Origin of the sequence: Streptomyces sp. NPDC088246 (assembly GCF_044741025.1) — a bacterium.
In the GTDB taxonomy this organism is placed as follows: Bacteria; Actinomycetota; Actinomycetes; order Streptomycetales; family Streptomycetaceae; genus Streptomyces.
In genome coordinates this window covers 12,475-30,260 of record NZ_JBIURV010000006.1, presented here as the reverse complement: position 1 = coordinate 30,260, position 17,786 = coordinate 12,475, and the positions used below count along the sequence as shown (strand labels likewise).

The 17,786-nt window shown below is 71.4% G+C and carries 13 protein-coding genes and 2 pseudogenes; 12 read left to right on the top strand and 3 right to left on the bottom strand.

All coding sequences use genetic code 11. The features are described from left to right. The first annotated feature begins 2 nt into the window (after positions 1-2). The 7 genes from ACIPEK_RS10910 to ACIPEK_RS10880 all read left to right on the top strand — a co-directional run bounded on the left by ACIPEK_RS10910 (position 3) and on the right by ACIPEK_RS10880 (position 10,663). Positions 3-1,664 (top strand): amidohydrolase, encoded by a 1,662-nt coding sequence (locus ACIPEK_RS10910; RefSeq protein ID WP_401993547.1) that lies wholly within the window; start codon positions 3-5, stop codon positions 1,662-1,664. A 270-nt stretch (positions 1,665-1,934) separates the two neighbouring features. Further along, the gene (locus tag ACIPEK_RS10905) at positions 1,935-3,257 is read left to right on the top strand and encodes an MFS transporter (protein ID WP_401993544.1); all 1,323 of its coding nucleotides are present in this window, start codon (positions 1,935-1,937) and stop codon (positions 3,255-3,257) included. A 138-nt stretch (positions 3,258-3,395) separates the two neighbouring features. Then, positions 3,396-4,559 carry an ATP-binding protein gene (locus ACIPEK_RS10900; RefSeq protein ID WP_401993541.1) on the top strand — a complete coding sequence of 388 codons (1,164 nt, stop codon included), beginning with the start codon at positions 3,396-3,398 and terminating at the stop codon, positions 4,557-4,559. A gap of 146 nt (positions 4,560-4,705) precedes the next feature. Next, positions 4,706-5,833, top strand: a complete 1,128-nt coding sequence (gene pheS / locus ACIPEK_RS10895; protein WP_401993538.1) for a phenylalanine--tRNA ligase subunit alpha — start codon at positions 4,706-4,708, stop codon at positions 5,831-5,833. Continuing rightward, the gene (gene pheT / locus ACIPEK_RS10890; protein WP_401993535.1) at positions 5,833-8,346 is read left to right on the top strand and encodes a phenylalanine--tRNA ligase subunit beta; all 2,514 of its coding nucleotides are present in this window, start codon (positions 5,833-5,835) and stop codon (positions 8,344-8,346) included. Before pheS ends, pheT begins: the two co-directional genes overlap by 1 nt. 349 nt (positions 8,347-8,695) lie before the next feature. Further along, on the top strand, positions 8,696-10,045 hold the full coding sequence (locus ACIPEK_RS10885; protein ID WP_401993532.1) for a transcriptional regulator: 1,350 nt from the start codon (positions 8,696-8,698) through the stop codon (positions 10,043-10,045). Between the two features lie 87 nt (positions 10,046-10,132). After that, on the top strand, positions 10,133-10,663 hold the full coding sequence (locus ACIPEK_RS10880; RefSeq protein ID WP_383073729.1) for an NUDIX domain-containing protein: 531 nt from the start codon (positions 10,133-10,135) through the stop codon (positions 10,661-10,663). 95 nt (positions 10,664-10,758) lie between these two features. On the opposite strand, the gene ACIPEK_RS10875 is transcribed toward ACIPEK_RS10880, so the two are convergent. After that, the gene (locus ACIPEK_RS10875) at positions 10,759-11,619 is read right to left on the bottom strand and encodes a 3-hydroxybutyryl-CoA dehydrogenase (RefSeq protein WP_383073731.1); all 861 of its coding nucleotides are present in this window, start codon (positions 11,617-11,619) and stop codon (positions 10,759-10,761) included. A gap of 189 nt (positions 11,620-11,808) precedes the next feature. On the opposite strand from ACIPEK_RS10875, the gene ACIPEK_RS10870 reads away from it, so the two are divergent. After that, entirely contained in the window at positions 11,809-13,101 is a 1,293-nt protein-coding gene (locus ACIPEK_RS10870) for a glycoside hydrolase family 10 protein (protein WP_401993529.1), read from the top strand. 107 nt (positions 13,102-13,208) lie between these two features. On the opposite strand, the gene ACIPEK_RS10865 is transcribed toward ACIPEK_RS10870, so the two are convergent. Both ACIPEK_RS10865 and ACIPEK_RS10860 read right to left on the bottom strand, forming a co-directional pair. Continuing rightward, positions 13,209-13,418 (bottom strand): DUF1918 domain-containing protein, encoded by a 210-nt coding sequence (locus ACIPEK_RS10865; RefSeq protein ID WP_401994046.1) that lies wholly within the window; start codon positions 13,416-13,418, stop codon positions 13,209-13,211. A gap of 85 nt (positions 13,419-13,503) precedes the next feature. Beyond that, positions 13,504-14,442, bottom strand: coding sequence for a DMT family transporter (locus ACIPEK_RS10860; RefSeq protein ID WP_401993526.1), 939 nt, complete (start codon positions 14,440-14,442; stop codon positions 13,504-13,506). Here ACIPEK_RS10860 and ACIPEK_RS10855 point away from each other — a divergent pair. The 4 genes and pseudogenes from ACIPEK_RS10855 (at position 14,441) to ACIPEK_RS10840 (ending at position 17,774) form a co-directional block, all read left to right on the top strand. After that, positions 14,441-15,910: a PLP-dependent aminotransferase family protein gene (locus ACIPEK_RS10855; RefSeq protein ID WP_401993523.1), complete on the top strand. Its 1,470-nt coding sequence runs from the start codon at positions 14,441-14,443 to the stop codon at positions 15,908-15,910. The genes ACIPEK_RS10860 and ACIPEK_RS10855 overlap by 2 nt on opposite strands. Next, positions 15,907-16,340: pseudogene (locus ACIPEK_RS10850) on the top strand (GNAT family N-acetyltransferase). Before ACIPEK_RS10855 ends, ACIPEK_RS10850 begins: the two are co-directional and overlap by 4 nt. A 59-nt stretch (positions 16,341-16,399) precedes the next feature. Next, positions 16,400-16,975 (top strand): histidine phosphatase family protein, encoded by a 576-nt coding sequence (locus ACIPEK_RS10845; protein WP_401993520.1) that lies wholly within the window; start codon positions 16,400-16,402, stop codon positions 16,973-16,975. Positions 16,976-17,079: 104 nt separating this feature from the next. Further along, positions 17,080-17,774: pseudogene (locus tag ACIPEK_RS10840) on the top strand (serine hydrolase domain-containing protein). Positions 17,775-17,786: the final 12 nt, after the last annotated feature.

Sequence of the window (17,786 nt, the reverse complement as noted above, 5' to 3'; positions counted from 1 at the left end):
CCGTGAAACTCGATCTGCTGGTCCGCAACGCGAACATCCTGACCCTCGACGACGCCCGGCCCACCGCCCGCACCCTCGGCGCCCTGCACGGCCGCATCGTCGGACTCGACGAGGAGGTCGAGCACCTCCCCGCCGCACGGGTCATCGACGCGGGCGGCGCCACGGTCGTGCCCGGCTTCAACGACGCCCACTGCCACACCGCGTGGTTCGGCCTCACCCTCACCCAGCTCGACGTCTCCGGCGCACGGACCGTCGACGAGGTGTACGACGCCGTGGCCGCGTACGCCGCCACACTGCCCGAGGACGCCTGGGTGATCGGCGCCGGACTCGACCACAACCGGACCGGCGGGCGCTACCCGCACCGCGACGCCCTCGACCGGGCCGCGGGCGGCCGGCGGGTATGGCTGAAGCACATCTCCGGGCACGCCTGCGTCGTCAACACCCCGGTGCTGCGCCTCGCGGGCATCCTGGCCGACGGCTTCACCGACCCGGACGGCGGGGTCGTCTCCCGCGACGAGGACGGCCGGCCCGACGGACTCCTGGAGGAGACCGCCCAGCGCCTTGTGCAGCGGCACGTACTCCCGTACCCCGTGGAGAGCGTCGCCGACGCCGTCGGAGCCGCCACCCGGCACTACCTCACCGAAGGCATCACCAGCTTCACCGAGGCCGGCATCGGCGGCGGCTGGATCGGCCACACCCCGGTCGAACTCGCCGCCTACCAGCTCGCCCGCGACACCGGCAGACTCCACACCCGCGCCCAGCTGATGGCCGCCTCCGACGTCCTGCACCCGCTGGTCTCGCACGCCGACGACGGCATCGGCCTCGGGCTCGACCTCGGGATGCGCACCGGCTTCGGCGACGACCGGCTCTCCCTCGGACCCGTCAAGATCTTTCTGGACGGCTCCCTGCTCGGCCGGACCGCCGCCGTCACCGAACCCTTCTGCGGCTGCCCGCACAACGAGGCGGAGGCGGCCAACCCCACCGGATACCTCCAGAACGACGCCGACGCCATGACCGAGACCGTCGTCGCCGCCCACCGCTCCGGCTGGACCGTCGCCGCCCACGCCATCGGCGACCGGGCCGTCGACCTCGCGCTCGACGCATTCGCCCGCGCTCAGCGCGAGCTCCCGCGCCCCGGCGTGCACCACCGCATCGAGCATGCCGGAGTGGTCCGCCCCGACCAGCTCGGCCGGTTCGCCGAACTCGGCGTGATCCCCGTACCGCAGCACAACTTCCTGCCGCCGTTCGGCGACGCCATGGCCGAGTCGCTCGGCGCGCAGCGCACCGCCTGGTCCTACCGGCTGCGCTCGCTGCTCGACCTCGGCCTGCCCGTACCCGGCAGCTCCGACCGGCCCGTCGCCCCCGGCGCCCCGCTGCCCGCCATCCAGGCCATGGTCCAGCGGCGCACCGGCTCGGGCGCCGTGTACGGGCCCGACGAGCGCGTCCCGGTCCTCGACGCCCTGCGCGCCTGGACCGAGGGCTCCGCCCGTGCCACCGGCTTCGGCGGCCGCAAGGGACGCCTCGTCCCCGGGCAGCTCGCCGACCTCACGATCCTCGACGCCGACCCGCTCCGCACCGATCCGGACCGGATCGGCTCGCTCCAGGTCCTCGCGACCGTCGTCGACGGCGATCCCGTCCACGACCCGCACGGCCTCGCAGCTTAGAGCCTGTCGGGTGACCTCCGACCGGGCGGCCACGCCCTGGCACGCACGCTTCCCGCGTTGTCGTCAGTCACCGACTCCCCCATAGCTGAAGACATGGGGGGACCCCCTTCGCGTTGCTTCCCTCCTTCGCCTTGCAGCTGCACGCACCCAGCCCCGTTCCTTCTCCCACCCCCCATGTGCCGGTCGGTCTCAGGCCGCCACCCGCACACCCGTACAGCCCGTTCCCCCGTCCCCTCAAGGCCACCAGGCCCTCCGTCCCCAGGAGAACGTGTGAGCTCGCCCGACATCAAGGACATCCGGCGACTGCTGATCGCCGCCTTCACCGGCACCGCCCTGGAGTGGTACGACTACTTCCTCTACGGCACCGCCGCCGCCCTGGTCTTCAACCGGCTCTTCTTCCCCGAGCTGGACCCGGCCGTGGGCACCATCGCGTCCTTCGTCACCTTCGCCGTGGGCTTTGTCGCCCGCCCCATCGGTGCGGCCGTTTTCGGCCACATCGGCGACCGCTACGGCCGCAAGGTCGCCCTGATCATCACCGTCGTGATGATGGGCGTCACCACCGGCTGTATCGGCCTGCTGCCCAGCTACGCCACCATCGGCATCTGGGCCCCCGTCCTCCTCGCACTCCTCCGCTTCCTGCAGGGGATCTCGGTCGGCGGTGAGTGGAGCGGCGCCATGCTGCTCACGCTGGAGCACACGCCCAAGGAGAAGCACGGCAGCTACTCCTCGATCCCGCAGCTCGGCTCGCCCGTCGGCACCCTGATCTCGTCCGGCGCGTTCGCCCTCGTCGGGATGCTGCCCGACGACTCCTTCTACTCCTGGGGCTGGCGCCTGCCGTTCCTCGCCGCGTTCCCGCTGCTCGGCTTCGCGCTCTACATGCGGCTGCGGATCGAGGAGTCGCCGGTCTTCCATGCGATGCTCGCCGACGCCGAGAAGAACGGTCCGAAGCCCGCACCGCTCATCGAGGCGTTCCGCCGCACCTGGGGCCGCATGATCATCGGCATCGGCGCGGCCCTGCTCGGCGTCGGCGGCTTCTTCCTGATGACCACGTTCATCATTTCGTACGGCACCGACGAGCTGGGCATCGACAAGTCCGTGATGCTGAACGCCACCGTCATCGGCTCGGTCGTCGAGATCGTCGTGCTCGTCGTGGCGGGGCGGATCGCCGACCGGATCGGCGCCTGGACGGTCTGCGCCATCGGCGGCCTCGTCACGATGGCCGTCGCCTTCCCGGCCTTCTGGCTCGTCGACACCGGCAAGCCCGCACTGGTCTACCTCGGGGTGGGGCTCGGGATCGGCGCACTCTCCATTCCGTACGCCCCCATCGGCGCCGTGGTCTCCGGAATGTTCCCCGAGGCGTTCCGCTACAGCGCGGTCGCGATGTCCTACAACCTCGCGGGTGTCGTGGCCGGATTCGTACCGCTGCTCGCCACCTCGCTGACCGGCGCGGCGAACGGTGCCTCGTGGGGTGCGGCCCTGCTCCTGATGGTGATCGCGGCCTGCACGGCCGCCGGATCGTTCGCCTCCGGATCGCTCATGAGGCGTGAACGGGCGGCCCGGCCGACCGGGGACCGCGTCGAGGTCGCCGTCTGACCGACGCCATGCCCCGTACCCCGCCGAACGGCGGACCGCAGCAGTGCGCCCCCGCAGGGTGTCGCTCCGTCACCGACGACTAGTAGGGTGACGAACTCGGGGGCCCACTGCACCGGTTCGAGAGGTGGGGTACGGGATATGGCTGTCGGCATGAGCAGGCCGCGCGAGACACACGCGGCCGTCGTGCGCGCCGGTGAAGGCCCCGGCACAGCGGGCGAACCGGCCGAAGGACCGGACCTCGGACCCGTCGATGCGACCGTCGATCCCGACGACCTCCCCGACGGCCTGGTCATCGCCGACGAGACCGGCCGGGTCATCTGCTTCAACTCCGCGGCCGCCCGGATCACCGCCGTGCCGCGGGCCGCCGCTCTCGGCCGCCCCCTGGAGCACGCGCTGCCGCTGGAGGACCTCAAGGGCCGCCGCTGGTGGGCGCTGACCGATCCGTACGGCGGCCTCGCCACCCGGGTCGGTCAGCCCGAGCGCAATCTGCTGCTGCCCGGCGGCCGCGAGGTCCTGGTCTCCGCACGGTACGTACGAGAGCACCCGACCGGTCCCGTACGCCGTCTGGTGATCTCGCTGCGCGGCACCGAGGCCCGCCGCCGCACCGAACGCAGCCACGCCGAGCTGATCGCGATCGTCGCCCACGAGCTGCGCTCCCCGCTGACCTCGGTCAAGGGCTTCACCGCGACCCTCCTCGCCAAATGGGAACGGTTCACCGACGACCAGAAGCGCCTGATGCTGGAGACCGTCGACGCCGACGCGGGCCGCGTCACCCGGCTCATCGCCGAACTGCTCGACATCTCCCGGATCGACTCCGGCCGGCTGGAGCTGCGACGGCAGCCCGTGGACCTCTCCGCCGCCGTCGAACGCCACATCCAGGCCCTCACCGCGAACGGCCAGACCCCCGACCGCTTCCTCGTCCGTACCTGCCAGCCGCTGCCCGCGGTCTGGGCCGACCCGGACAAGGTCGACCAGGTGCTCGGCAACCTGCTGGAAAACGCGGTGCGCCACGGCGAGGGAACCGTCACCATTGAAGTCGCACCCGCACCCGCGAAGAGCGACGAGAAGGGAACGTCCGTCACCGTGAGCGACGAAGGCCCCGGCATCCCCGAGGAGTCGATGGGCCGTGTCTTCACCCGCTTCTGGCGGGGGAGCAAGCGCGGCGGTACGGGCCTGGGCCTCTACATCGTCAAGGGCATCGTCGAGGCGCACGGCGGCACGATCACGGTCGGCCGCGGCCCCGGCGGCGGCGCGGAATTCCGATTTATCCTGCCCGTGAGCACGCCGGCCTACCTGGTCTGAGCGGCCCACGGGCCTCCCACACATCCTGTGACCCTTAGACTCGACCTTTGGCACCTTTGCGTCCTCCAGTCGTCGAGCGGGGCCATGGGGGTCCGGGGCTGTCCCCCGGTAAGCGCAGTACCAGCCAATCGGAAGCACGGGAAGAGATGTCGGCACCGAACAAGTCGTACGACCCAGTCGAGGTCGAGGCACTGAAACCGGAAGAGATCGAGCGCATGCGGGACGAGGCGTTCGCCGCCTTCGCCGCCGCCGGTGACCTCGACGCGCTCGCCCAGGCGAAGACCGCGCACACCGGTGGTACCTCGCCCCTGTCGCTCGCCAACCGGGAGATCGGCGCCCTGCCGCCGCAGGCCAAGGCCGAGGCGGGCAAGCGCGTGGGCCAGGCCCGCGGCGCCGTGAGCAAGGCCCTCGCCGCCCGTCAGGCGGAGCTGGAGGCCGAGCGGGACGCCCGCGTGCTGGTCGAGGAGGCGGTGGATGTCACGCTGCCCTACGACCGCACCCCGGCCGGCGCCCGCCACCCGCTGACGACCTTCATGGAGCGCGTCGCGGACGTCTTCGTGGCCATGGGCTACGAGGTCGCGGAGGGTCCCGAGGCCGAGGCGGAGTGGTTCAACTTCGACGCCCTGAACTTCGTGCCCGACCACCCGGCCCGGCAGATGCAGGACACCTTCTTCGTCCAGGGCGCCGACGGTGCCAAGAACGACGAGTCCGGTGTCGTGCTGCGTACGCACACCTCGCCGGTACAGGCCCGCACCCTGCTCGACCGTGAGCCCCCCGTCTACGTCGTCTGCCCCGGCCGCGTCTACCGCACCGACGAGCTCGACGCGACGCACACCCCGGTCTTCCACCAGATCGAGCTGCTCGCCGTCGACGAGGGCCTCACCATGGCCGACCTCAAGGGCACCCTCGACCACATGGTCCAGGCGCTCTTCGGCCCGGACATGAAGACCCGGCTCCGGCCGAACTTCTTCCCGTTCACCGAGCCGTCCGCCGAGATGGACATGGTCTGCTACGTCTGCCGCGGCACCTCCGTCGGCAACCCGGACCGCCCCTGCCGCACCTGCGGCAGCGAGGGCTGGATCGAGCTCGGCGGCTGCGGCATGGTCAACCCCAAGGTGCTCATCGCCTGCGGTGTCGACCCCAAGAAGTACAGCGGATTCGCCTTCGGGTTCGGCATCGAACGGATGCTGATGTTCCGCCACAACGTCGAAGACATGCGAGACATGGTCGAGGGTGACGTCCGGTTCACCCGGCCGTTCGGGATGGAGATCTGATGCGCGTCCCGCTTTCCTGGCTGCGGGAGTACGTCGACCTGCCGGCGACGGAGACCGGCCGTGATGTACAGGCCAAGCTCGTCGCCGTGGGTCTGGAGGTCGAGACCGTCGAGCAGATCGGTGCCGGCCTCAAGGGCCCGCTGGTCGTCGGACAGGTACTGACCATCGAGGAGCTGGACGGCTTCAAGAAGCCCATCCGCTTCTGCACGGTCGACGTCGGCAACGCCAACGGCACCGGCGAGCCGCAGGAGATCGTCTGCGGAGCCCGCAACTTCTCCGTCGGCGACAAGGTGGTCGTGGTCCTCCCGGGCGCCGTCCTGCCCGGCGACTTCGCGATCGCCGCACGCAAGACGTACGGCAAGACCTCGCACGGCATGATCTGCTCCACCGACGAGCTCGGCATGGGCGACGACGGCACGCACGGCATCATCGTGCTGCCGCCCGAGCACGAGGTCGGCACCGACGCGATCGAGCTGCTCCAGCTCGTCGACGAGGTCCTCGACATCGCCGTCACGCCGGACCGCGGCTACTGCCTGTCCATGCGTGGCGTCGCCCGCGAGACCGCCATCGCGTACGGGCTGCCGCTGCGCGACCCGGCCCTTCTCGACGTGCCCGCGCCGAACGCGTTCGGTTACCCGGTCAAGGTCGCCGACCCGATCGGCTGCGACAGGTTCACCGCGCGCACCGTCGTCGGCCTGCAGCCCGAGGCACGCTCCCCGATCTGGCTGCAGCGCAGGCTGCAGAAGGCCGGGATGCGCCCGATCTCGCTCGCCGTCGACATCACCAACTACGTGATGCTGGAGCTCGGCCAGCCGCTGCACGCCTACGACCGCACCCGCGTCGACGGGCCGATCGGCGTGCGCCGCGCCCAGCAGGGCGAGAAGCTCACCACCCTCGACGGCACGGTCCGCGTCCTGGACGCCGAGGATCTGGTCATCACCGACAACCGCGGGCCGATCGGCCTCGCGGGCGTCATGGGCGGAGCCAACACCGAGATCGCGGACGTCCAGGAAGACACGCACAGCACCACCGAGGTCGTCATCGAGGCCGCGCACTTCGACGCGATCTCGATCGCCCGGACCGCGCGCCGCCACAAGCTGTCCTCCGAGGCGTCCAAGCGCTTCGAGCGCGGCGCCGACCCGCAGGCCGCGGCCGCCGCCGCACAACGCACCGTCGACCTGCTGGTGCTGCTCGCCGGCGGCACCGCCGAGGCCGGGGTCACCGAGGTCAGTGCCCCGTCCGCGCCCCGCACCATCGCGATGCCCGCGGACCACCCCGACCGGGTGGCCGGTGTCGCCTACGGCCGCGAGACCGTCGTACGCCGCCTCCAGCAGGTCGGCTGCGACGTCTACGGGCAGGACGAGCTCCTCGTCACCGTGCCGTCCTGGCGGCCCGACCTGAGCGAGCCGAACGACCTCGCCGAAGAGGTCATCCGTCTCGAGGGCTACGAGAACCTCCCGTCCACCCTCCCGACGCCGCCGTCCGGCCGCGGGCTCACCGACCGCCAGCGGCTGCACCGCAGGATCGGCCGGGCGCTCGCCGGAGCCGGCTACGTCGAGGCGCTGAACTACCCGTTCATCGGCGACGCCGTGCTCGACCAGCTCGGGATCGACGCCGATGACGCCCGCCGCCGTACGGTCGGGCTCGTCAACCCGCTCTCCGACGAGGAGCCGGCGCTGCGCACCACGCTGCTGCCGGGCCTGCTCGGCGCACTGCGGCGCAACGACGGCCGTGGCAGCCACGACCTCGCGCTCTTCGAGACCGGCCTGGTCTTCAGGCCCACCGGCAGCGAGACGAAGGCCGTACGGCTGCCCGTCGACCGTCGTCCCACCGACGAGGAGATCGCGGGGCTCAACGCCACGCTGCCGCGTCAGCCGCGCCGCGCCGCGGTCGTCCTCGCGGGCGCCCGCGAGCAGGCCGGCTGGTGGGGCAAGGGCCGCCCGGCCGACTGGGCGGACTCCATCGAGGCCGCTCGTACGATCGCCCGCGAGGCGGGCGTCGAGGTGACCGTCCGGAGCGACCAGCACGCGCCGTGGCACCCGGGCCGCTGCGCCGCGCTGTACGTCACGGTGAACGGCGAGGAGACCCTCTTCGGGCACGCCGGTGAGCTGCACCCGCGCGTCATCAAGGAGCTCCACCTGCCGGAGCGCAGCTGCGCCATGGAGGTCGAGCTCGACGTCCTGGAGCAGGCCGTCGACGGCGCGCTCCGGGCACCCCGGATCTCCGCCTTCCCGGTGGCGACCCAGGACGTCGCGCTGATCGTCGCCGAGAGCGTCCCCGCCGCCGAGGTGGAGCAGGCGCTGCGTGCGGGCGCGGGTGAACTCCTCGAATCGCTGCGGCTGTTCGACGTCTTCACCGGCGACCAGATCGGTGCGGGCCGTAAGTCCCTGGCGTACGCGCTGCGCTTCCGCGCAGCGGACCGCACGCTGACCGTGGACGAGGCCACGGCCGCCCGCGACGCGGCGGTGGCCCTGGCCGCCGAGCGGACGGGCGCGGTGCTGCGGGGCGCGTAACGCCTCATCCGGCACACATCATGAAAGAGGGGCGTATCCGCTGACCGGATACGCCCCTCCTGTGCTCGCCGAGCGGCACAGAACCGCTCGCGGGCGTTGCCCGCACCGTCCGCGCCGCCACGGAGTGCCGGGCAGGTCGGCGGAATCGGACGGGCGGGTGCGGGTCGTCGACTGTACGAGGGGGAGCAGACGACCCGGCCGCCTCTTGCGAGACGACTGATTCAACCGATCCGCGCACCGGCGCAACAGAGTGCGCAGCGGGACGGTTCGGGCATTGCGTTCACACCCCGTGTGAATCGTGCTCCACTGGTTCGGCACGCCTCGGCGTGCCGAACCACCGGAGGGGCAAATGGGGGCAACGGAGCCCAACATTCTGCTGGAGGCCCTGATCGGGGAGGCGGGCGTCTCCCGGGCGGGCCTCGCCGCTCACATCAACCGGGCCGGCCGTTCCCGCGGGCTGTGCCTGCGGTACGAACACACCGCGGTGGCACGCTGGTTGAAGGGGCAGCGCCCGCGCGGCCAGGTGCCGGACCTGATCTGTGAAGTGCTCGGGAACCGGCTGAACAGGTCTCTTTCGCTGGACGACATCGGCATGGCGACCCCGGGCGCCGGCACGGCCGTGCCCCGATCCACACTGACCGGATTCGTCGAGCGGGCCACCGCGCTGTGGCGCTCCGACGACCAGCAGCGCCCGCACATACTCGCCTCGGACGCCGTCACGGGCACCACTGCGGTGATGCCTGTCTGGGAGTGGGAGAACCCGCCGGAGGACGTCGACGTCTCCCGCAGCGGCACGACCCGGGTCTGCATGGCCGACATAGTGACCCTGCGAGCGGCCCGTGCCCACTACGAACTGATGTACCGCAGGGCAGGCGGAATCGCGACCCGTTCCCGCATCGTCGGCTTCCTCAACACCGAGACCGCCCCGCTCCTGCGCGGCAGCTACAGCGACGCGATGGGGCGCCAACTGCACCGGGCGACGGGCGGGCTGGTGGCGGTCGCGGGTATCTGCGCCTACGACTCCGACGCGCACGGGCTCGCCCAGCGCTACTTCCACCAGGCACTGCGGCTGGCCAAGGCGAGCGGCGACCGTGGGCTCGGCGGCTATGTGATCGCCCTGCTGGTCAACCAGTCGCTGTTCCTCGCCGACTACCGGCAGTCGGTGGCCTTCGCGCAGGCGGCGCTACGGGCCGCCGGCCGGCACATCACTCCCGCGCTGGCCGCCGATCTGTACGCGATGCAGGCCAAGGCGTACGCCCACATCGGTGACGCCACCAGCGCCCTGGAGTGCATCCGGCGCGCCGAGTCGGAGGCCGGACGCATCCGGCCGGGCCATGAACCGGACGAGACGGGGTACGTCCAGCCGGGCCTGGTCGACGTGCAGGTGGCCGAGGCCCTGCTCGGCCTCGGCGATCTGCCGGGGGCCAGGGAACACGCGGTGACGGCCGTGCGTACCCCGGCGCACGACCGGGGCCGGGTGCACCGGCTGGCCATGCTGACCCATATCGAGCTGCGTCAGGGCGAGGCGGACCGGGCGGCGGCAACGGCTGTGGAGATGGCCGAGCGGGCCAGGGGCATGGAGTCGCAACGGCTGCGCGACCGGCTGCGTGCGGTGCGCGAGGATCTGATCGCGAGCGGCTGCGCCGACGCGGGGCGGGCCGCCGAACTGATCGACGGGGCGTTGCGCGTACCGCTGTGAGTTCGCATCCGCGGGTACCGGTACGTTCCCCTCCGGTCCCGTTCCTGCTGCGATGTTGTCACCTACTTGTCGGAAGGTGGCAAAACTGTGCGGTGGACGAATCTGAACGAGCAAACCGTGTATGAGAACCGCTGGTTCCGGGTCAATCTGGCGGATGTGCTCATCCCCGACGGCCGCCGTCTCGACCATTACCTCATCCGGCTCCGCCCCGTCGCGGCGGCCACCGTCGTCAATGAGGCCAACGAGGTACTGCTGCTCTGGCGGCACCGGTTCATCACCGACAGCTGGGGCTGGGAACTCGCCGCCGGCGTCGTCGAGGACGGCGAGGACATCACAGCGGCCGCCGCCCGGGAGATGGAGGAGGAGACCGGCTGGCGCCCCGGACCGCTGCGTCCGCTGCTGACGGTGGAGCCGTCGAACGGCCTCACCGACGCCCGGCACCACCTCTACTGGTCCGAGGAGGCCACCTGGACCGGCCACCCCAGCGACGACTTCGAGTCCTCGCGCCGCGAGTGGATACCGCTCAAGCTGGTGCCCGACATGATCGCCCGCGGCGAGGTCCCGGCCGCGGGCATGGTGGCCGGGCTGATGATGCTCCATCACTTACGGCTGGGATGAAACCCGCGGAACCGAGGCCGGGATGAAGCCCCGGAACCATGAACGGGGCCGGCCGGGGGTTTCCCGGCCGGCCCCGTGCGGGCACGAGAGACGGATCAGGAGTACGGGTAGAAGCCCGAGCCCGTCTTGCGGCCGAGCCGGCCCGCGTCCACCATCCGCTGGAGCAGCGGGGGAGCGGCGTACAGCGGCTCCTTGAACTCCGCGTACATCGAGTCGGCGACCGAGGCCACGGTGTCCAGACCGATCAGGTCCGAGAGCTTGAGCGGTCCCATCGGGTGGGCGCAGCCGAGCTCCATGCCGTTGTCGATGTCCTCACGGCTGGCGATCCCCGACTCGAACATCCGGATCGCGGAGAGGAGATACGGAATCAGCAGCGCGTTGACGACGAAGCCGGAGCGGTCCTGGGCGCGGATCGGGTGCTTGCCGAGCACGTCCTGCACCAGGGCCTCGGCGCGCTGCACCGTCTCGTCGGACGTCGTCAGTGCGGGAATCAGCTCGACGAGCTTCTGCACCGGGGCCGGGTTGAAGAAGTGGATGCCGATGACCTGGTCCGGGCGAGAGGTCGCCACGGCCAGCTTCACCAGCGGAATGGAGGAGGTGTTCGAGGCGAGGATCGCGTCCTGCCGGGTCACCACCTGGTCGAGCACCTGGAAGATCTCGGTCTTGACCTGCTCGTTCTCCACGACGGCCTCGATGACGAGATCGCGGTCGGCGAACTCTCCGAGGTCGGTGGTGAAGCTCAGACGAGCCAGTGTCTCGTCGCGCTCCTCCGGAGTGATCTTGCCGCGTTCGGCGGCCTTCGAGAGGGAGTTGTGCAGCCGGGTGCGGCCGATCTCCAGCGCCTCGCCGGTGGTCTCGGCCACCTTGACCTCAAGACCGCTGCGGGCGCACACCTCCGCGATGCCCGCGCCCATCTGGCCACAGCCCACCACTCCGACGCGTGCAATGTCGGCCATAGAGTCCGTCACCTCGTGCCTTTCGCTGTTCTGCGTGTCGCAGGTTCCCGTCTGATTCCGGTGCCCGCCCCGACCCCCCGACGTTACTCCGCGACCTACGGGTCATTGCGGGCCGGGGCGGGCATGCTCTGCGTTACGCCCGGATACCGGGGCGACGGACGAGCACAGAGAGACGGCAGGTGCAACGAAATGCGGCAAATGGCCAGAAGAGGCTTTGTGGCGGGTGCGGCCGGGGTGGTGGCAGCGGTGGTGAGCACGATCACCACGGCCGGTGATGCCGTCGCGGTGCCGTCCCGGCAGACCGGCGCCGAACCGGCGGAGACAGCGCCGCGCAAGCGTGGTCACCATGTGGCACGGCGCGAACTGCGCGGTATGTGGGTCGCCACCGTCGCCAACATCGACTGGCCCTCCGCGCCCGGTCTGACAGCGGCCGCGCAGAAGGCCGAGCTGATCGCGTACCTCGACGAGGCCGTCGACCGGCGGCTGAACGCCGTGATCCTCCAGGTCCGGCCGACGGCCGACGCGCTGTGGCCCTCGCCCTACGAACCGTGGGCCCAGTACCTCACCGGGGTGCAGGGCAAGGACCCCGGCTGGGATCCGCTGGGCACGGCCGTCCGCGAGGCGCACCGCCGCGGGCTCGAACTGCATGCCTGGTTCAACCCGTACCGGGTCGCCAACCACACCGATCCGTCCCGCCTGGTCGCCACCCACCCCGCCAGGCTGCACCCCGACTGGGTCCTGCCGTACGGCGGGAAGCTCTACTACAACCCCGGAATCCCCGAGGTCCGCCGCTTCGTCCAGGACGCGATGCTCGACGCGGTCCGCCGCTACGACATCGACGCCGTGCACTGGGACGACTACTTCTACCCGTACCCGGTGGCCGGGCAGGTCTTCGACGACGACGCCACGTACGCGAAATACGGTGCGGGCTTCCCGGACAAGGCCGCCTGGCGGCGCGACAACACCGACAAGCTGGTGCGCGAGACGGCGGAGCGGATCAAGAAGATCAAGAAGAACGTCCAGTTCGGGATCAGCCCGTTCGGCGTGTGGCGCAACGCCGCGACCGACCCGCTCGGCTCCGACACGAAGGCGGGCGTGCAGACCTACGACGATCTGCACGCCGACACCCGCGGCTGGGTCGAGAAGGGCTGGATCGACTACATCTGCCCGCAGATCTACTGGAACATCGGCTTCGCCGCCGCCGACTACGCCAAGTTGCTGCCCTGGTGGGACGCGGTTGTACGGGGCACGGGCGTCGATCTGTTCGTGGGCGAGGCGCTCTACAAGGCCGGTGACCCGGCCCAGCCCGCCGCCTGGCAGGACCCGGCCGAACTCTCCCGCCACCTCGACTTCGCCGCCGCCTACGACCAGGTGCGCGGCCATGTCTACTTCTCCGGCCAGGACGTGGTCACGGACCGGATCGCAGCCATGGACCGGGTGGTGACCGACCACTATCGCAACAGGGTGCGTCCACCCCGCTGACAGAAGAAGCGGAGTGGACGCAGTGGGTGTTGTGGGCGGGCCGCCAGGTACTGGTCGGCCCGCCCGGGGCCCGGGGGGTGAAGAGCAGTGCCGTCCGCCGGAGGCCGCTACGGAGTCTCCGGCGCCTGCTTACGGACTTTGTGCTGTACGACGCTGTCGGGACCGGGCGAAATCAGGTGTTCGTGTCCGTCCTCGGAGCGGACGCGGTACGGGGGAGTGCCCCCGGCCCCGAGCACTTCGAGGATCTCTGCGACCTGGTCGTGCTGTCCCACGGTCCTGCCGTGCGTCAGCAGCCGGTCGCCCGCGTGTGCCTCCATCTGGAGTGACCTCCTCACGGGTGCGGTCCTTGTCGACAAGTCTATGACCGAAAAGCGACTTCGCCCGGTGGGAGGTGCGTGGTTCTCACTCCGGACGCCGGGCGCGCCCCGTCCGCTGGGTGGCCGCGATGCAGACGAGCACCGCGATTGCCGCCACCGGCGCCGCCGTCGAGACCTCCTCGCCGAGCAGGAGGAACGACCACACCAGTGTCAGCAACGGTTGCGCGAGTTGAAGCTGGCTGGCCCGCGGAACCCCGATCTCCGCCATCCCGCGGTACCAGACGTACAGGCCGATGAAGGTGGACCCGGCTGCCACCCAGACCAGTCCGATCACTCCGTGCGCGGTCAGCCGCACCGGCTCCAACGGCAACGCGACGGCCGCCCCCGCCACCGCGAGCGGCAGGGAGAGAATCAGAGCCCAGCCGACCACCTGCCAGCCCGGCATGATCCCGGCCAGCCTGCCGCCCTCGGTGTATCCCGCCGCGCACACCAGCAGCGCACCGAACAGATACACATCACCGCCGGACAGCGCACCACCGCTCTCCTGCACGGTGAAAGCGATCACCACGGCCGCCCCGGCGAGCGCCGCGATCCAGAAGGCACGCGGCGGCCGCGCCCCGGTACGCAGCGAGGAGAACACCGCAGTGGTCAGCGGCAGCAGCCCCACCACGACGGCTGCGTGCGAGGTCGTCGACGTCTGCAGCGCCAGCGTCGTCAGCAGTGGGAAGCCGACCACCACACCGGCGGCGACGACGACGAGCCCGGCCCGGTGCCGGCGGTCCGGCACCGGTACACGGCCCGCCAGCAGCACACCACCCGCGATCGCGGCGGCGAGCAGGGTGCGCAGCGCCACCAGCGACCAGGGGCCGAAGCTCTCCAGGCCCCAGGCCGTGGACGGGAAGGTCAGCGAGAAGGCGACGACACCGAGCCCGGCGAGGACCACGCCACCGCGGTTCGCCGTACCGGCCGTCGATGAGCCAACCGCTATCGTGGTTTCGGGAGTAGCGCTATCCTCAATGTTCATGCAAGAGCGTAGCAGCGTCGCTGAACTGGTGGATTCTCTCCGCGGTGAACTGAATCGCTACTCACCCGGTGGAAAGCTGCCGTCCAGTCGGGCCCTCGTGGAGCGCTTCCGGGTCAGCCCCGTCACCGTCTCCCGGGCCATTGCCCAGCTCGCCGCCGAGGGGCTCGTCGTCACCCGCCCCGGCTCCGGCGCCTTCCGGGCGCAGCCCCGTACCGATGTGCCCCCGCCGGGCGACACCTCCTGGCAGGAGATCTCCCTCAGCGGCGACGGCGGCCCCGAAGCGGTGCCGCGTACCGTCGACGCCTCCGGCGTCCTGGTCACGCTCACCGCACCGCCGCCCGGCGTCATCGAGCTCAACGGCGGCTATCTCCACTCCTCGCTCCAGCCGGAGCGGGCGCTCGCCGCCGCCCTCGCCAGGGCCGGCCGCCGCCCCGGTGCCTGGGACCGCCCGCCCACCGACGGTCTGACCGAACTGCGTGCCTGGTTCGCCCGGGAGGTCGGGCCCGCACTCACCGCCGCCGACGTACTGATCACCGCGGGCGGCCAGAGCGCCCTGGCCACCGCACTGCGAGCCCTCGCCCCGCCCGGCGCCCCGGTCCTGGTCGAATCGCCCACCTACCCGGGAATGCTGGCCGCCGCCCGCGCCACCGGACTGCGGCCCGTACCGGTACCCGTCGACGCCGACGGTGTGCGGCCGGAGCTGCTCGCCGCCGCCTTCCGGGCCACCGGCGCCCGCGTCTTCGTCTGCCAGCCGCTCTTCCAGAACCCGACCGGCGCGGTCCTCGCCCCCGAGCGGCGCGGCGAGGTCGTGCGGATCGCCCGTGCGGCGGGAGCCTTCGTCATCGAGGACGACTTCGCCCGCCGCCTGGTCCACGACGACGCCGGGCCACTGCCCGCACCCCTGGCCGCCGACGACCCCGACGGTGTGGTCGTCCACGTCTGCTCCCTGACCAAGGTCACCTCGCCCAGCCTGCGGGTGGGCGCGCTCGCCGCCCGCGGTCCGGTGCTGGGACGGCTGCGCGCCATCCAGATCGTCGACAGCTTCTTCGTACCCCGACCGCTCCAGGAGGCCGCGCTCGAACTGGTCGGCTCCCCGGCATGGGGTCACCATCTGCGTTCCGTATCGACCGAGCTGAGAAAGCGGCGCACCGCCATGACGACGGCCCTGCGGCAGGCGCTGCCCGCCCTCGCGCTCCCGCACATCCCCGCGGGCGGAGGCAGCCTGTGGCTGCGCCTGCCCGACGTGGAAGCCGGTACGGACGAGTCCGCGGTGGTCTCGGCGGCCCTGCGCGCGGGCGTGGCCATCGCACCCGGCCGCCCGTACTTCTGCGCCGAACCCCCTTTCCCGCAGATCCGGTTGAGCTTCGCCGCGGTCGCCGGGGCGGCCGAGATCGCCGAGGGGGTCCGACGCCTGCGCACCGCCTGCGGAGAAGTCCTGACCGGCTTGGAGGATGACCTCCGGCCATGAACGGCGACATGCCCCAGCAGCGTTACGAGATCTCGTCCGACCCGTCCCGTCCGGACGCGGCCCGTATCCACCACTGGCTCTGCACCGACGCCCACTGGGCCCTCGGGTGTACCCGCGAGCACCAGGACCGTGCCATCGCCGGATCGCTCGACTTCGGCGCCTACGACGTCAACTCGGGTGATCAGGCCGGCTTCGCCCGGTGGTGACCGACCTCGCCATCTTCGCCTGGCTCTGCGATATGTACGTCGACCGCTCGGCCCGCGGTCATGGCGTCGCCACACAGATGGTCACCGCCGCGCGCGACCATCTGACCCCCACCGGTATCCGCAGGTTCACTCTCGCCACCGAGGACGCCCACGGGGTCTACGAGAAGGTCGGCTTCAAGCCACTGAAGGACCCGCGCAAGTGGATGTACATCCTGCTCGGCTGAGCCGGAAGCGTTTGCGAAGGCCCTTGACCCGCGTGGCGTTGGGATCCACGATCTCCGCCATGAATGTTCGAGTCTCGCTCGTCGCCGCGGCGCGCGGCTCCGCACTGCTTGCCGAGCGCTTCGACGACGACCGGCCGCTCGACCACGCCGGCTGGCACGAGGTGCAGCTCGCCGCACACGCCCTGGTTCCCCTGGGCGCCGCCGAACTGCGCTACTGCTCACCGACCCCACGCAGCCGCGCCACCGGCGAGGCGCTCGGTTACGCCCCGCTCGTCCAGCCCGCCCTGCGCGACTGCGACATGGGCCGCTGGCGCGGCTGCACCCTCGCCGATGTCACGGCATGTGAACCCGCGGCCGTCGACGCCTGGCTCGCGGACCCGCGCTTTGCCCCGCACGGCGGTGAACCGCTGCTCGCCTTCATCTCACGGATAGGGGGCTGGCTGGACACCCGCCCCGCGTGCGACGGCGCCATCGTCGCCGTCGCCGAACCGGCAGTCGTCCGGGCCGCCCTCGTCTACGCGCTCAAGGCCCCGCCGTCGGCGTACTGGAACGTCGACGTCCGACCGCTGTCCACGGTCACGCTCACCGGTATGCCGGGCCGCTGGAGCCTCAGGCTCGAAGCGGGAGCCCGCTGAACGGCCGCCTCTCGTGGGCGCATCACGTCGTCCCGCCGGTCCGACCGGTCGGTACGTTGCGTATCCATCGAGTCCCACAGGCATCCCGGGCGAGGGAGGCCACTGTGCCGCAGATCCACGGCCACTGCGACGACCGGTTCTCCGCGGTACGCACCGCGTTCGAAGCGAACTTGCAGGAGCGCGACGAACTGGGCGCGGCCGTGACCGTGCTGATCGGAGGAGAGCCGGTGGCCGGCCTGGGGCGGCTGGGCCGACGCCGCCCGCACCCGCCCCTGGGAGCGGAACACCCTGGTCAACGTCTGGTCCACGGCCAAGGGCCCGACCGCCCCTCTGCGCCCACATCCTCGCCGACCGGGGCCTGCTCGACCTCGACGCCCCGGTCGCCGCGTACTGGCCGGAATTCGCCGCGGCGGGCAAGGAGGCCGTGCTCGTACGCCATCTGCTCCCGCACCGCGCGGGGCCGGCCGGGCTGCGCGAGCCGCACACCCTGGCCGAGCTCTACGACTGGGACGTGACCACCGCCCGGCTTGCGGCGACCGAGCCCTGGTGGGAGCCCGGCACACGGTCCGGCTGTCACGCCCTCACGTACGGCCTCCTGGTCGGCGAGATGGTCCGGCGGATCACCGGGCTGCTGTCGGGTGAGTTCCTCCAGCAGGAGGTGACCAGGTCGGGCGACCGGCGGATTCTCTCCGAACCGGATGGGCCCCCGGATCTCCGACGATCCGCGCGGGACGGCCCTGATCGAGGCAATGTACGGGGCACTGTGACCGGCCGACGCGCGAAGGCCGGCACCGGATGACCGGCACCGGCC

Excerpts from the sequence above, each read along its gene's own strand:
- ACIPEK_RS10900 (WP_401993541.1), top strand. The coding sequence starts at position 3,396 with ATGGCTGTCGGCATGAGCAGGCCGCGCGAGACACACGCGGCCGTCGTG.
- pheS (WP_401993538.1), top strand. The coding sequence starts at position 4,706 with ATGTCGGCACCGAACAAGTCGTACGACCCAGTCGAGGTCGAGGCACTG.
- pheT (WP_401993535.1), top strand. The coding sequence starts at position 5,833 with ATGCGCGTCCCGCTTTCCTGGCTGCGGGAGTACGTCGACCTGCCGGCG.
- ACIPEK_RS10885 (WP_401993532.1), top strand. The coding sequence starts at position 8,696 with ATGGGGGCAACGGAGCCCAACATTCTGCTGGAGGCCCTGATCGGGGAG.
- ACIPEK_RS10875 (WP_383073731.1), bottom strand. The coding sequence starts at position 11,619 with ATGGCCGACATTGCACGCGTCGGAGTGGTGGGCTGTGGCCAGATGGGC.
- ACIPEK_RS10870 (WP_401993529.1), top strand. The coding sequence starts at position 11,809 with ATGCGGCAAATGGCCAGAAGAGGCTTTGTGGCGGGTGCGGCCGGGGTG.
- ACIPEK_RS10865 (WP_401994046.1), bottom strand. The coding sequence starts at position 13,418 with ATGGAGGCACACGCGGGCGACCGGCTGCTGACGCACGGCAGGACCGTG.
- ACIPEK_RS10855 (WP_401993523.1), top strand. The coding sequence starts at position 14,441 with ATGCAAGAGCGTAGCAGCGTCGCTGAACTGGTGGATTCTCTCCGCGGT.
- ACIPEK_RS10860 (WP_401993526.1), bottom strand. The coding sequence starts at position 14,442 with ATGAACATTGAGGATAGCGCTACTCCCGAAACCACGATAGCGGTTGGC.
- ACIPEK_RS10845 (WP_401993520.1), top strand. The coding sequence starts at position 16,400 with ATGAATGTTCGAGTCTCGCTCGTCGCCGCGGCGCGCGGCTCCGCACTG.